The following is a 14,009-nucleotide window of genomic DNA, read 5'->3' as shown; positions in this document are numbered from 1 at the left end:
CCGAAGGGCGAAGGGCGCGTCAGAGCGCGACGCGGATGCGTCTCAGCTCTGCGCCCGTGCAGAAGTAGACGTGGGTGCCGGTGCTGGCGAGCCCGATTGCGTCGATGGAGTCGTTGCTCCAGAGGATGAGTGCAGCGTCCGAACGGTCGACTCGGCGGCGCATCAGCCGGCCGGTGGCGCCGGGCACCCGCAGCGTCCAGTAGGCGTAGTCGCCGACGATGGCCACATCGCCGCCACGAAATGCGGTGGTGCCGGGCGGCGCTAGATCGGCCATTTTGAGCAGCGTCCAGATCCCAGCCTGGAGCTCCAGCAGGTCTGCACCGTTCTTCCGCGCGACGACCAGGTGCACATCGCCCGAGGCGCTGCTCGCGTCGATCCCGTAGGGTTGGCTCATCCCCGACCAGATCTTCGTTTGGCTCTTGGTCGTGGTGTCGACCTCCCAGAGGTCGCCGGCTGCGTCGTCGGTCACGTAGGCCTTGCTGCCGGCCAGCGCGAGATGCCGGGGCGACGCGCTGGCAAACGTGACGACGACCTCGGGAGCGGTCCCGCCGTTGACGGCTCGGCGATGGATGGTGTGGGCCGTGGTGCCCGTCCAGTACACGTCGTTGCCACCCACGGCCACGTCCCAGGGGCCGAGACCGTTGCTTTGCAGGACCGACGTCGTGTTCGACGCCGCGTACTGCCACACCCCGTCGACTTCGTGCGTAGCGAAGAATACTGCGCCGGCGGCGTAGGCCAGATACGACGCGCCCCAGTACTTGGTGCCGACCGCCGCCGGCGTGGCGCCCACGGGCAGCGTCGGTGCGCCGCCAAGGTCCGCGAGGTAGAGCCCCGCATCGGCGTGTGTGCCGGAGCCGTAGCGGGTCATGTAGATCTCGGAACCGTTGACGGCGACTCCGTGGCACGAGGTCGACACTACTGATTCGGTACCGCAGACACCGTTCTTGCAGGTCGTCGCTCCACACGCAAAGCCACACACTCCGCAGTTGTTCGGATCCGTAGCGGTCGTCACACACTTGCCGCCGCAGTCGGTCTCGCCCGGGTCGCAGCTGACTCCTCCCCCGCTGCCTCCCGCGCCTCCGCTTGCGCCACTGCCGGCTACGCCCGCCGACCCTCCCGAGCTTCCGGCGGCCCCGCCTGTGCTCGCGCCGCTCTGCCCGCCAGAGCCCCCTTGGGCTCCTACTCCGCTCGAGCCGCCCGCGGCGGCGTCGGCCTCGCCTGCGAGCGAGTCCAGCTCGTTGGTGAGCGAGCATCCGGCGGCCAACACCAGCGCGGCGGCCCCGACGGTGAGCTGTGATGGCGGAGTCGCAGACACGATCACCGAGCATTGTCGCGCGGCTCGCGGCAAATGTCTCCCATCTTGCGGCGTGCTCTGCGCGAGAAGGTCGGGCACAATGCGCTGAAAGGTCCACGATTTGAGCCCCAGGTTTCTCGAATGGATTGGCCTGACGGTGCTCGTCGCCGCGTGTGCGACGACGCCCGCCGTCGGACGCAGCGAAGCGCCAGGCGCCGAGGGCACCGAGCGGGGGCTCGGTGATCCAGCAGCTGACGCCGAGGCTCCGCGCCGGCCAGCAACCTGGGCAGCACGGCTCGACAGGCCGGGATTGCCCAACCTGCACCGCGTCAATGACGGCTACTACCGCGGGGCGCAGCCCACGGCGGAGGGTATGGCAGAGCTTTCGAGGCTCGGCATCAAGACGGTGATCAACCTGCGCGCGGTGACCTCGGACCGATCGAAGCTCGGCACACTGCCGCTCGGCTACGAACACATCAGCTTCAAGGCCTGGCACGCCGAGGACGAGGACGTCGTGAGATTTCTGAAGCTGGCGACCGATCCCGAAAAACAACCGATCTTCGTGCATTGCCAGCACGGTGCGGATCGAACGGGGACGATGACGGCGGTCTATCGCATCGTGGTCCAGGGCTGGAGCAAAGACGAAGCCATCGCCGAGATGACGGGAGGAGGTTTCGGCTTCCACGCGATCTGGAAGAACCTGATCACTTACGTTCGGGAGCTGGACGTCGAAAAGATCCGGAGCGCAGCTGGACTGCCGCCAGCGAATCCCCGTGGGCCGGGGCGACGTCAGTAACCGAAGTCGTTGCCTTGAGGTTTCGGGGGAGGTTTGGGCGGCTTCGGCGCAACGGGTGGCGGAGGTGGGGTTGGCGGCGGGGGTGGCGCTTCGGCAACGGGTGCGGGTGTTGGTGTCGCTGCCGGGGGCGGCGCTGCCGCGACGCTGACGCTCGGTGGTGCGACGCCCTGACCGGTCTTCGGCAGCGTCGGGAGGTGTGGAAATGGTGGAGGAGTCGGCAGGGCGACGTTGGTCGGCGCTGCGGGGACGGAGGTCGTATCCGCAACGACCGTCGGCACTTCCGGCACTGGAGGAACTTCAGGATTCGCGGCTTGTGCGGCCGACTCGGCGGCTTCTGGCGCATCCACCGCAGCGGCGGCGGGTTTGTAGCCGCCGCGCGCGATCACGACTACGGCAACGACGCCGAGCAGCGCCACCAGGGCCCCACCACCGAGGACGAACGGGAGCACCGCCTTCTTCTGGGTCGGCGGCGCGAAGGACTGCGACTGCGCCCACGTGCTCGCGGCGGACGTGTCGTTGCCCGCCGTCACTCCGGCCACCGGAGAGTTTTCCTGGAGCAGCGTCGGCGCAACGATGCCGGCGAGGGCAGGATTGATGTGCGATTTGGGCGCCACGTGCACGGACTTGCCGCTCGCGATCCATTCGTTGAGTGCGCCGATGAACTCGTCAGCACTCTGGAAGCGGTGCTCGGGATCCCGTGACATCGCCTTCAAGATGATGGTGACGAAACCGTCATCCAGCTCGGGGCTCAACGTCTTCGGGTGCGGCGGCTCCCCGAGCACGATCTGGAACAAGAGCTGCTGGAACGAGTCGGACTCGAAGGGGCGCCGGCCGGTGGCGGCCTCGTACAGGATCACACCGAGGGCATACAGATCAGTCGTTGCGTTCACCGCTTGTGAACCGGCGGCCTGCTCCGGTGACATGTAATACGGCGTCCCGAGCACCGCCCCCGTGTGGGTCATTTGCATGCCCTCGGGTCCGCCCTTCTGGAACTTGGAGATGCCGAAATCGATCAGCTTGATGAAATCGCGCCGGCCCGCCTTTTCCTTCAAGATGTAGATGTTGTCGGGCTTGAGGTCACGATGAACGATGCCCGCGCGGTGGGCCGCGGCGAGACCCTCGAGCGCCTGCAGCATCAGGTCTGCCAGTGGTCGCGCCGGGATCTTCCCTTGCGCCTCGATGCGCGCCGAGAGCGGCTCCCCGTCCAGGTACTCCATCGCGATGTAGCGCGAGCCATCGGGGAGGATGCCGAGGTCCAACACCTCCAGGATGTGATCGTTGCCGATCTGACCGGCGGCTTGCGCCTCGCGCTCGAAGCGTTGAACGGCAGACCCCATTTCGGCGACCGCGGGGTGAAGCAGCTTGATCGCGACCCGGCGGCGGATGCGGACGTTCTCGGCCTCGAAGACCGCGCCCATGCCGCCCTCACCGAGCAGTCGCTCGATGCGGTACTTGCCGTCGATCACCTCTCCGAGCTCTACCGACACGACATCCCCAGTCGGCGAGAGTGTAGCGGAGCCGGACAGCAGAGTCCTCCATTCGGCGAATTTGTCGGCGGCGATCGTGCCGGCCTCCGATGTCGTCTCAGGTGGGACCGGTCCGGATGAGGCGAGACGGGGCGTCTGGACGCGGCCCAACCATTTGGTGAAATCGCGGGCAATCTCGGCGGGCCACCGTTGGTATGCGGCTTGCGAGGTTCGACCCCGGAGGGCCCTGATGTTTTCGACCCGCTCGATGACTCCCCTCGCGATTAAGGTCACCGTGGCTTGCGATTTTCCGTTTCCCACGGCGCCAGCCGGGGAGACGCTCGACCCGAACACGATTCAGATCGAGTACACGAAGGGCACCGGGGCTCGGATCTGTATCATTAGGTGAAGATGTTCGTCGAGTGTGACGCTGGGGCGTTCTACGTGGAGAACGACGATATGTACTTGTGCCCGGGCGCCTGCGCGGCGGTGCAAGCGGACTCGCAGGCGTCCATCGACATCAAGTTCGGGTGCGACGTCGGCTTCGTGAAGTGATGCTCAGAACTGCCCCGGGCACAGCAGGCGCACACCCTGGTTTTCGTCCAGCTTCCGATACTCGCCGTGGTTGCAGGGCGCCGGGATCACCCGATCTTCCATGCTCTCGTCGGGCGTGATGGCGTTCTTGGTCGGAGTTGCTCGCGTCGGTGTCGCAACCCGTGCACCAGTCTGCATTGGTGCCGTGACACGTTCGACCGTCTTGGCGGTCTCAGCCTTCAGCTCGTCCGTGGCGACCGTCGCCGCTGGAACCGGCTCGGGCTCGACGATGACTGCGACCGGTGGCAGGCCGATCGGGGCTGCGCGCGGTGCATACGGCACGTCGATGCGTTGTGTGCCACTGGTGAAGAGCATCGGGTCGTGTTGGATGCCGACGGTGATGGCGACGGCGCCCGCTCCCAGACCCAGCGACACCACGGCCGCGACTGCCTTGAGGGTTGCGATGGAGTACATGAGTACCTCCTTGCTCGGGCCCCCTCGGTTGGGGTCAGGGGGTGGTGCATTGCGCGTGCCCAAGTGCAGGGCTGCTCACTCTCTCGCCGTCGGCGGCCGAGATCGTTGAGTTTGTCTGCGCGATGGACGGGCGGCGCTTGGGCGCCCGACCGGCATTTCCTGCGAAGGCCGTAGGGGATCCGGCATTTCCGTCGCGCTTCGCGGGGTCGCCGACGAACACGAATGCGCGCCGCGGGATGTGGGCCGGGGCGGGCACTTTTCAGAGCTCGAGGGACGCGAGCAGAGCGAGGTCAGCGTCGGGCAGAGGTTCGCAGGCGGCTCGTCGGCCGAAGTGCGCGGTGTATGTGCATCGGGTGAATGCACCGAGAGTGGGCGGCATCGGAGACCGCCGAGCTGATTCACACCACCGCGCGACGTGCGAGCAGGTGCCGTCGTGCGCGTTGGAAGGAGTGCTTTCGATGATCGGGAGGGATTTGCCTCGTGCCGGGTGGGCTTTGTCATTCTTGCTGTGGGTCGGCTGCGCCGTCCCCGTGACTGACGTTGGTGGCGCAACGGGCGGCGGCGCCGGGGCTGGCGGCGTGAGTGGCGGTTCGTGTCACGCGCCGACCTGCGGTGCGTGTTCGACTTGCAAGGACATGTGTCTGTGCTCCGGGTCGTCGCTCGCGCAGTGCCAGGTGGTGTGCGGTAGCGGCTCCGGCGGAAAGGCCGGCAGCGGCGGCGCGGGCGGTGGCGCAGGCTACGGCGCGACCGGAGGCTACGGCGCAACGGGAGGCGGCGCAGGTTACGGCGCGACCGGAGGTTACGGCGCGACCGGAGGCTACGGCGCAACGGGAGGTTATGGCGCGACCGGTGGTGCCGCCGGCACGTGCTCTGTGCAACTCGGTGACCCGACTTGTGACGCGTGTCTCGCGAGCCAGTGCTGCACCGAGGCCGAAGCGTGTGCGTACAACGCGAGCTGCGGAGGGTTGATGAACTGTCTCTCGTCAGCGCCGGAGTGCCAGTCCGCCTTCAGCTTGGGTGAGCTGTTGACCTGTGCGGACACCGCCTGCCCGAGTTATGCGGGGGGAAAGCCCGCGTTCTCCGGCTACCTGAGCTGCATCTCGACGCGCTGCGCTCTCGAGTGCGGCTCGTGACGTCAGGCGTCAGGCGAGCTCGATCAACCCCGCGGCGCCCATGCCGCCACCGATGCACATGCTGACGATGCCGCGCTTTTTGCCGCGGCGCTCGAGCTCACGGATGATCGTTGCGACGAGCTTGGCGCCGGTGCACCCGAGCGGGTGACCGAGCGCGATGGCTCCGCCGCAAGGATTCAGCTTGTCGTCCGGGATGCCGAGCTCGCGCTGCACGTACACCGCCTGCGCCGCAAAGGCTTCGTTCAGCTCGATGACGTCGATGTCCTTCATCGACAGCCCGGTCTTCTTGAACAGCTTCTTCACGGCAGGCACGGGCCCGATGCCCATGATGGCCGGGTCCACACCCGCGGTGGTGAACGCGCGGAACCAGGCCTTCGGTTTCAGGCCGAGCTCGGCGGCTTTTTCCTTCGACATGATCAGCGCTGCGGCCGCTCCGTCCGACAACGGGGATGCGTTCCCGGGCGTCACACTGCCACCGAGCATGAAACTCGCCTTGAGCTGGCCGAGCGCCTCCAGCGTCACACCTTCGCGGATCAGCTCGTCGTTGCGGAAGTCCCGCTTCGTGCGCTGACCGTTCGCGAACTCGATGGCCTGCACCGTCACGATCTCGTCCTCGAACTTGCCGGCCTTGCGCGCCGCGGCGGCCTTCTCTTGGCTCTTCACCGCGAACTCGTCCTGCACGGTGCGGCTGACCTCGAACTGTTTGGCCACGTTCTCCGCCGTGATGCCCATCGGAGTGTAGGCACTCGGCATCAGCTCCATGAGCTCCGGGCTTGCGCTGATCTTGTTGCCGGTCATCGGCACGGTGCTCATGCTCTCGACGCCGCCCGCGATCACGATGTCGTGATGGCCCAAGGCCACCGCTCCCGCTGCGAGGGCGATGGCCTGTAGCCCGCTCGAACAGAAGCGGTTGATGGTCATCGCGCTCGCCTCGACCGGGAGGCCCCCCAAGATGGCGGCCAGCCGTGCCACGTTGAGCCCCTGCTCACCTTCGGGCATGGCGCAGCCGAGCACGACGTCGTCGATCTGCGCCGGTGACACGGCCGGGACTCGGGCCAGAAGCCCGCGAATCACGTCTCCCGCGAGCTCGTCGGGGCGCTTGAGGGCGAGCGAGCCCTTGTGGGCGCGACCTACGGCTGAACGGACGGCTTCGATGATGGCGATGTCGGTCATGCGGAGCTCCTATCGGCCTCGGCTTTACGCCGGCCCACCCCGGCGAGCAAGGCGGTATCATCCGCCGATGAAGTCCGACGCAGAGATTTCCGGCGAGGTCACACCGCGCCCCATCAGTGAGATCGCCGCACGGCTGGGCATCGACCCCGACCGCCTTCTGCCCTACGGGCGGGACAAGGCGAAGGTCGAGCTCTCGGTCCTGTCCGAGCCGCGCAAACGGGCGAAGCCCGCGAAGCTCGTGCTGGTGTCGGCCATCACTCCGACGCCTGCCGGCGAGGGCAAGACCACAACCACGATCGGTCTGGGACAGGCGCTGTCGAAGCTCGGTGAGTCGGTGTGCCTCGCGTTGCGCGAGCCGTCACTCGGACCCTGCATGGGCATGAAGGGTGGCGCGACGGGAGGCGGTTACAGCCAGGTGATGCCCGCGGAGTCGATCAACCTGCATTTCACCGGAGATTTTCACGCGGTGACGGCCGCGCACAACCTCTTGGCCGCGGTGCTCGACAATCACATCCACTTCTCGTCAGGTGTCGAGATCAACCCGAGACGCGTGCTCTGGCGGCGCGTCATCGACATGAACGACCGTGCGTTGCGGAGCGTGATCATCGGCCTCGGCGGCGTGATGCAAGGCGTTCCGCGGGAGACGGGCTTCGACATCACCGCCGCCTCCGAGATCATGGCCATGCTGTGTCTCGCCGAGAGTTACGAAGATCTCCGGCGCCGGCTCGATCGCACACTCGTGGCGTTCACCTTCGAGGGGCGTCCCGTCACCGCGGGGGAGCTGAAGGCGACGGGCGCCGTGCTGGCGCTCCTGAAAGAAGCGCTCCTGCCCAACCTGGTCCAGACACTGGAAGGAACTCCGTGTTTTGTCCACGGCGGGCCGTTTGCGAACATCGCTCACGGCTGCAACAGCGTGCTGGCGACGCGTATGGCGCTGCACCACGCGGATTGGGCGGTCACCGAGGCTGGTTTTGGTTTCGACCTCGGGGCGGAGAAGTTCTTCGACATCAAGTGTGTGGGCGCCGGGCTCGATCCTGCAGCGGTGGTCCTGGTGGCCACGGTGCGGGCGCTCAAGATGCACGGCGGAGTGAAGAAGGACGAGCTCGGCGCGGTGAACGCGGTGGCCGTCGAGGCCGGGCTGCCAAACCTAGCGAAACACGTCGAGAACATCCGCGGCTTCGGCAAGATCCCGATCGTCGCGCTCAACCGCTTCGGCACCGACACCGATCCGGAGATCGAGGTCGTGCGGCGTTACTGCGAGCAGACGGAGACCCCGTTTGCGCTGACGGATCACCACGCACGCGGAGGTGTTGGTGCGCTCGAGCTGGCGCGCACCTTGATTGCCCATACCCAGGGAGAGCTTCCGCCGTTCAAGCCGCTCTACGATTGGAACGCACCCGTTGCCGAGAAGATCAGGACCATCTGCCAGAAGATCTACGGAGCGACCGACGTGCAGATCCTCCCCGCAGCAGCGCGGGACATCGAGGACATCAATCGACTCGGGTACGCCGGCCTGCCCATCTGCATGGCAAAGACGCAGAACTCACTCTCCGACGATCCGAACCGCCGCGGTCGCCCGACGGACTTCGATGTGTCGGTGCGCAACATCCAGATCAACGCGGGCGCAGGCTTCCTGGTGGCGCTGACCGGGGACATCATGCGCATGCCGGGGCTGCCGAAGGTTCCGGCTTCGGAGAAGATCGACGTGGTGGACGGCCGCATCGTCGGGCTCCGGTGAGGCGCTTGGGGGGGCGCTGGCCCGACCGCGGGTTCTCTGCCAGCATGGCGTCCGTGGTCGCTGTGCGCGTGCGAAGAACCGCGTTGTTCGGGCTGCTCGTCCTCGCCTCGGGCTGTCAAGGGCAGACGGTGGGTGATGGCAACACCGACGCTGGCGGCGGCGGTACGAGCGCGGCGGGAGGCAGCGCGGGCAGCGGAAGCAGCGGCGGCTCGGGGTCGACCGGTGGAGCGGCGGGCAGCGGTGGGACTGCGGGCAGCGGTGTCGGAGGTGGCTCGGGCGGTGGCGCAGGCATCGGCGGCTCGGGCGGAGGCACCGGCGTCGGCCCCGGTCCACACGGGTCGCTGCCCACGGGTTACTGCTGCACGAGTGACTCCGAGTGTCGTTATCGCACTTGCCTCGAGTTCGGCGGAGGGAAGATGTGCAGCGACCCGTGCTCACAAGACACCACCTGCAACAGCGCGCCGAACATGCAGTGCAACAAGTCGGCGGGTCAGTGCGAGCCCGTCGGAGTGCCCCAATGCATCCCTGCCAACCAGTGGAAGCTCGGCCCGAACGAGGTCGGCGCGTGTTGTGTGGCGACCGGGGACGGCCATGCGGGTGAGGAGTGCGAAGGCAACCTGTGTTTTGCCTTTGGTCCAGTGTCGAACCCGTTCATCTGCACGCGAGCCTGCGACAAACCGGCCGACTGCCCGCCGAAGTACGAGTGCAACTCGTTCGGCAAGTTCTGCTTACCGCTCGCGACCACCTACGATTGTCAGTGAGTCATTCTCGCCACGCACCGCGCGCTGCCGACCAGAAGAGTCGCCCGCGCTCGAACTGCATGCTCTGAGGCGTGCTGGGATCTTCCGGCACCTCCTGATCGGAGATCGGCGAGCCGAGATCGCTGGTCAGGCCGCCCAGCGCTTGCCAGTGGGTGAACAGTGAGCCGAACAGGGCATACACGTCCGCGGCGCCGCGATCGAACAGCAACCCCCGGGTGCACCAGAGCAGTCGCCCGAGCGAAGCGAGCTGCACCGGCGCGATCGGCCAACCGAGCGGAGAGCGGCCCGCACCCAGCTCGACCCAGCGGCCAAGAGCGCGCTCTTCCTCGGTGATGGCAAAGGGCTTCGCGCGCGGGCTGTCTCTCGGAGGGTCCCAGGCAAACACGGCGCCTTTTTCGAAGCGCACCACACTGCCCGCCCAGCCGCCGTCCTGCATGCGCATCGACTCCGACATCGGCGCGCCGAGGCTGCCAGTTCTGCCGCCGTTCTCTCGCCAGACCTCCGCGATCGCGTTCGGCATGCGCGTGACGAAGTCCGCGTGTGTTGCAGGTGGGGTGGGCGTGGGTTCCTTCACGGGCACGCCGGTCGGTCGCCACGGCACGACGGCCGGTGGCGGCGCGAAGCCACCGACGCCAGGGGCAACCGCGACTCCGACGGGCACGGCTGCGACTGCGATGGGGGCGATGACCGCCGCGATGGGTCCGAGGTTGGTCGCGTCGCCGGCAATGGTGTTCGGGCCGGCCCCCGCCTCGTCGCGCGCGCTCGTCGCGGGACGCACGTGGGGCGGCTGGGCGCGGCCCGCTACCCGCATCCCGGCCGCCTCTTCGTCGAGACCGTCGTCCCACGGCATGCGCCGCGCCGAAGGTGGCGGCGCTCCACCGGCGCGGAGCTGCGACAGGATCTCGTCGCTCCGATCACGATCGACGTACGCGCCCCGGTCGCGACCCCGCACGACCCGCGCGATGCCTGGCGTCAGTCCCGCGATCAGTCCACCCGCGAGACCCCCGAGCAAGCGGCTGCCCGTGATGGCGCCGACCGCGACCTGGGCGCCCATGTTGGCGACCATCGCGACGCCACCCGCACTGCCGCCCCCACCGGGCGGCGCTCTCGGCGCGGTGACCACGTTCACGGCGGGCGGCTCCCGGGGGTCGAAGGCGTCGCGGGTCGTGAGCCGGATCGCCCAGCCCGTCTGGGTCCAGTCTGGATTGAGCACGTAGTCGTAGGGCATGTAGACGTAGCCGCGGTCACCCCAGTCGTCGCCCCACGAGTTCTTCACGATGAACACCCGTCGTGCGTCGTCGTAGCCGACACACAGCAGCGCGTGACGTCCGTGTTTTTTGTCGTCGGCGCCGCTGGGCAAACCGCACTCACCGCTGCGCGACGTCTTCACGAACGACTCCGTCACGCGTGTCCCGAACGCAATGGGGAACCCCGCCGCCAGACAGCCGCGCATTGCGTCGCCGTTCACGGGCACACTCCACCAGTCCAGCGCGCGGTGCTGGGTGGCCTCGCGATACACGGCCTCGGCGGGCTGCACGGCAAAGAGATCGGGTTGATAGGGCCAGCTCAGCTCGCGGCAGATCCCGAGCCGGGTGAGCACACGAATGGCACTCACGAGCGACGCTCCGGTGTCCTCCCGCACCCGGTCGTCCCACAGCCGTTGGTTGAAATAGAGAAACAGACGCGAGAGATCGACGTGCGCGCGGCGCTCGCGGAAAATCAGATACTCGAGCGCCGCGGCCACGGCGTTGGCCGTACAGCTGCCGATCGAACCCTGCTCCTCCACCGGGGTCATCCAGGGCCGAAGATCGATCGCGCGCGGCAGCTGACTCGTGGGGATCAGCTCCCGGAACGGGCGGCGTTCGATGTCGTCGTCGTTGTCGTCGTGGCACGCGCCGAGGGCGATCTGCCGGCCGAGGTACTCACCAAAACGGAGTCCGACGACCTGGCCGATGTAACCGCTGCCAAGCATCTGGCCAGAGCCTAGCAGGGGCAGGCTGGCTCGGGGAGCTTGGCTCTCGCTTCACGCCGCGCGCGCGCACTCCGGGCAGCAACAGAGAACACCCAGGTAGCGAGCGCGATGGTGGTCGAAGCGTTCGCTCCAGATGGCCTCGTAGAAAGCGGGCGACGCGGGCTCGGAGCTGCCGTGCGCGCGAGCCGCGAGCCAGTGGCGCGCGACGACCGGAGCGAGGCGCTTGGCCAGGCCCAAGTCCACGGCCTCGAGGGAGCGCGCCGCGCGTGTGTCGCCCTGGATCATGGACAACGCCCAGAGCAGCTCTCGGCGGGCGTGGGGATCATCGGCCAGGCGCTCGAACGTGAGCACGTCGAGAGCGTCGGTCGGATTCGGATCAACGGAATTGGGTACGAGCATGCGAGCCTCCGCATGGGCTCGAGCAAGCTGCGGGCCAGCGAGACGGCCCGCGAAATTCGGCGATTGTGACCCGGTCTGCGCGGCGACGGCCGCGTTCGCCGGCGGCCATCGCCACCCGACGACCTCGCGCCGCGCGCGCTCGAGCGCCTAACCGCTCTGGTCCGCCTGCCGCGCGTTGCCCGGAAGCGCCAGTGACACGTGACCGATCCCCTCACCGATCAACGGCTGCGACCAGAGCAAGTCTCCACTCGTCGTGTAGCACGTGATCTCGCCGGCCCGCGCGACGAAGATCTGTGACCCGTCGATCAGCATGATCGCTCGCGTCGGAAACTCTCCGACCAGATCGACAATCCGCAGCGGCCGGCCCGTCGCGTATTCGAGGAACGCAAGCTGCTTCGAGGCACACGCCACCACCACGCCGGCGCCCACGGCGAGCTCGACCTCCCCGCCGATGCGTCCCGGGAACTTCCAGCGGATCTGTCCGGTGGAGCGCTCGATGCCAAAAACCTTGCCGTTGAACGCGCTCACCAGGATCGAGCGGTCTTCGTCTGCGGATTGCCGATACATTGGCCCAGACTATACGCCGGTCGCGCCTCCGCGCGGACCCGTGCCTACAGCGTGTCCCAGAAATCACACGCCGCGGACTTCAGCCCGGTGCCTGCTTTGATCTCCAGGTCGAGCCCGAGGTGCGAGTCGCTGGCGGCTTCGTACTTCGGCCAGCTCACGGCGCTGCCTCCGTTTGGATCGCCGGTGCTGCCCATGCGTGTCCAGTACTCGAGCATGCTCTTCGACAGAGCCAGGCCGGGGCCCGTGGGTTTGTTCTCCAGGAACGTCGTGCCAAACACGTACGCGAGCTCCGCGCTGTGCATCGAGTGGGTCGCGCCCAGCACCGTGATGGGTTGTGAGAAGTGGTACAGGAACGTCTGGGTTCCGCTCTTCGACAGGTTGCGAGCGAGGCCCCGGGTGCTGCACACGAAACCGTCGGTGATGACCGTGGTGAGCGCTGCGGTTGGTGATGCGTAGCTCGCGGCGGGGTACTCGGCGAGCACCTTGGCCGCGTCGAACCCCAGGGTCTTGCCCAGGGACGCGAGCTGGGTCTGATACCCCGCCTCGTCGATGCCAGCGACGCCGCCGAACAGCGTGAACGCTTCCCCCTCTTCCGAGTTGGCGCCGAGCAGCACCGGAACCTTGGCGGCCTTGCCAGCGGCGAAGCTCGCGCTCGGCGACTCCGTGAAGACGAAGCCGTCCACGTTCGGCGTCCAGTTCACGCCGTTGCCGAAGAACAGAACCTTCTTGAGCGGAAGTGCCTTCAGCAGCTCTTCCTGGCTCTTGCCACGCAGGCACGCGATGTCAGTGCACGCGAGCGCCTTGGCGAGCTCGCCGCCTTGCGCCTCGGTCGTGGAGAGTGACGGCCAGATCCCCTTGATGAACGGTCCGCTCTGGATGATCGCACGCACGAACTTGCCCGCGCTGCCCGGAGCAACCAGGTGAGCGCCGACACTGAGGGCTCCGGCAGACTGACCGAAGATCGTGACCTGCTCTGGATCACCACCAAACGCCAGGATGTTCTCCTTCACCCAGCTGAGCGCGGCCTGTTGGTCTTCGAAGCCGTAGTTGCCCGAGCTTGGGTGTTTGCCGTCCTCGGCGGTGAGCTCCGGGTGAGACAGGAAGCCAAGCGGGCCGAGCCGGTAGTTGATGTTGACCTGCACCACGTCGCCCGCGGTGACGATGTTCTGGCCGTCGTAGGTGTCATTCGTGCCCGAGCCTGAGATGAAACCGCCGCCGTGGATCCAGACCATCACGGGGCGCGGTGTGGTGGGCGCAGGATCGGGTGTCCAGACGTCGAGGGTCAGGCAGTCCTCCTGTCCTTCGAGCGCGAGGCCGAGGATGTCGAACTGTGCGCACTTCGCCGCGACCTTCTTGGCGTCGCGCACTCCACTCCAGGGCTGTTTCTTCTGCGGCGGTTTCCAGCGCAGCGGACCGACCGGCGGTTCGGCGTAGGGAATGCCGCGGAACACCCGCACGCCGCCGACGCTCGTGCCGGCGAGCTGACCGCTCGGGAGAGTCACGTCGAGCCCGGACTGAATGCCGCCGCCCGCGCCCGCGGCACCGCCCGTGCCCGCGGCACCGCCGCTGCCAATGGCGCCGCCCGTGCCGCCGGTATTGGCATTGGGTGAAGGCTCGTCGTCGGAGCCGCAGGCGGTGAGGAGCAGAGAAAGGAGGAGGGCGGAAGCTCGCATCGCCGGAAGATAGCAGCGTTCGGCTCGCT

Annotated in this window: 13 protein-coding genes; 5 read left to right on the top strand and 8 right to left on the bottom strand. The window is 67.5% G+C overall.

Annotation, left to right across the window (positions count from 1 at the left end; translation table 11 throughout):
- Positions 1-19 precede the first annotated feature (19 nt).
- Positions 20-1,315, bottom strand: a complete 1,296-nt coding sequence (locus IPI67_33770) for a hypothetical protein (GenBank protein ID MBK7585146.1) — start codon at positions 1,313-1,315, stop codon at positions 20-22.
- Between the two features lie 100 nt (positions 1,316-1,415).
- Here IPI67_33770 and IPI67_33765 point away from each other — a divergent pair, with 100 nt between their 5' ends.
- Complete coding sequence (locus tag IPI67_33765) at positions 1,416-2,090, top strand: dual specificity protein phosphatase family protein (GenBank protein ID MBK7585145.1); 675 nt, start codon at positions 1,416-1,418, stop codon at positions 2,088-2,090.
- Here the strand turns inward: IPI67_33765 and IPI67_33760 are convergent.
- Positions 2,084-3,577 carry a serine/threonine protein kinase gene (locus IPI67_33760; GenBank protein ID MBK7585144.1) on the bottom strand — a complete coding sequence of 498 codons (1,494 nt, stop codon included), beginning with the start codon at positions 3,575-3,577 and terminating at the stop codon, positions 2,084-2,086. The two genes, IPI67_33765 and IPI67_33760, sit on opposite strands and share 7 nt — an antisense overlap.
- 384 nt (positions 3,578-3,961) lie before the next feature.
- Here IPI67_33760 and IPI67_33755 point away from each other — a divergent pair, with 384 nt between their 5' ends.
- The gene (locus IPI67_33755) at positions 3,962-4,111 is read left to right on the top strand and encodes a hypothetical protein (protein MBK7585143.1); all 150 of its coding nucleotides are present in this window, start codon (positions 3,962-3,964) and stop codon (positions 4,109-4,111) included.
- A gap of 3 nt (positions 4,112-4,114) precedes the next feature.
- Here the strand turns inward: IPI67_33755 and IPI67_33750 are convergent, their stop codons facing one another.
- Positions 4,115-4,564, bottom strand: a complete 450-nt coding sequence (locus tag IPI67_33750) for a hypothetical protein (GenBank protein MBK7585142.1) — start codon at positions 4,562-4,564, stop codon at positions 4,115-4,117.
- Positions 4,565-5,094: 530 nt separating this feature from the next.
- Here IPI67_33750 and IPI67_33745 point away from each other — a divergent pair.
- A complete protein-coding gene (locus tag IPI67_33745; GenBank protein ID MBK7585141.1) occupies positions 5,095-5,697 on the top strand; it encodes a hypothetical protein in 603 nt (200 codons plus the stop codon).
- Positions 5,698-5,706: 9 nt separating this feature from the next.
- Here IPI67_33745 and IPI67_33740 read toward each other — a convergent pair whose 3' ends face one another.
- Positions 5,707-6,870 carry a thiolase family protein gene (locus tag IPI67_33740; protein MBK7585140.1) on the bottom strand — a complete coding sequence of 388 codons (1,164 nt, stop codon included), beginning with the start codon at positions 6,868-6,870 and terminating at the stop codon, positions 5,707-5,709.
- A 67-nt stretch (positions 6,871-6,937) separates the two neighbouring features.
- Here IPI67_33740 and IPI67_33735 point away from each other — a divergent pair, with 67 nt between their 5' ends.
- Positions 6,938-8,608, top strand: a complete 1,671-nt coding sequence (locus IPI67_33735) for a formate--tetrahydrofolate ligase (protein ID MBK7585139.1) — start codon at positions 6,938-6,940, stop codon at positions 8,606-8,608.
- A 44-nt stretch (positions 8,609-8,652) separates the two neighbouring features.
- A complete protein-coding gene (locus tag IPI67_33730) occupies positions 8,653-9,369 on the top strand; it encodes a hypothetical protein (GenBank protein MBK7585138.1) in 717 nt (238 codons plus the stop codon).
- 1 nt (position 9,370) lies between these two features.
- Here IPI67_33730 and IPI67_33725 read toward each other — a convergent pair whose 3' ends face one another.
- From IPI67_33725 to IPI67_33710, 4 genes are all read right to left on the bottom strand, one after another.
- Positions 9,371-11,341, bottom strand: a complete 1,971-nt coding sequence (locus IPI67_33725; protein ID MBK7585137.1) for a hypothetical protein — start codon at positions 11,339-11,341, stop codon at positions 9,371-9,373.
- 51 nt (positions 11,342-11,392) lie between these two features.
- On the bottom strand, positions 11,393-11,740 hold the full coding sequence (locus IPI67_33720) for a hypothetical protein (GenBank protein MBK7585136.1): 348 nt from the start codon (positions 11,738-11,740) through the stop codon (positions 11,393-11,395).
- Between the two features lie 147 nt (positions 11,741-11,887).
- Positions 11,888-12,307, bottom strand: a complete 420-nt coding sequence (locus IPI67_33715) for a PQQ-binding-like beta-propeller repeat protein (GenBank protein MBK7585135.1) — start codon at positions 12,305-12,307, stop codon at positions 11,888-11,890.
- A gap of 44 nt (positions 12,308-12,351) precedes the next feature.
- The gene (locus IPI67_33710; GenBank protein MBK7585134.1) at positions 12,352-13,980 is read right to left on the bottom strand and encodes a carboxylesterase family protein; all 1,629 of its coding nucleotides are present in this window, start codon (positions 13,978-13,980) and stop codon (positions 12,352-12,354) included.
- Between the last annotated feature and the right edge of the window lie 29 nt (positions 13,981-14,009).

This window comes from Myxococcales bacterium (assembly GCA_016706225.1).
GTDB lineage: Bacteria > Myxococcota_A > Polyangia > Polyangiales > Polyangiaceae > JADJKB01.
This window is presented reverse-complemented; position numbering and strand designations above follow the sequence as displayed.

Bases quoted from the DNA above. Each gene is read 5' to 3' on its own strand.
- IPI67_33730 (MBK7585138.1), top strand. From the start codon at position 8,653: ATGGCGTCCGTGGTCGCTGTGCGCGTGCGAAGAACCGCGTTGTTCGGG.
- IPI67_33735 (MBK7585139.1), top strand. From the start codon at position 6,938: ATGAAGTCCGACGCAGAGATTTCCGGCGAGGTCACACCGCGCCCCATC.
- IPI67_33725 (MBK7585137.1), bottom strand. From the start codon at position 11,341: ATGCTTGGCAGCGGTTACATCGGCCAGGTCGTCGGACTCCGTTTTGGT.
- IPI67_33710 (MBK7585134.1), bottom strand. From the start codon at position 13,980: ATGCGAGCTTCCGCCCTCCTCCTTTCTCTGCTCCTCACCGCCTGCGGC.
- IPI67_33720 (MBK7585136.1), bottom strand. From the start codon at position 11,740: ATGCTCGTACCCAATTCCGTTGATCCGAATCCGACCGACGCTCTCGAC.
- IPI67_33715 (MBK7585135.1), bottom strand. From the start codon at position 12,307: ATGTATCGGCAATCCGCAGACGAAGACCGCTCGATCCTGGTGAGCGCG.
- IPI67_33750 (MBK7585142.1), bottom strand. From the start codon at position 4,564: ATGTACTCCATCGCAACCCTCAAGGCAGTCGCGGCCGTGGTGTCGCTG.
- IPI67_33740 (MBK7585140.1), bottom strand. From the start codon at position 6,870: ATGACCGACATCGCCATCATCGAAGCCGTCCGTTCAGCCGTAGGTCGC.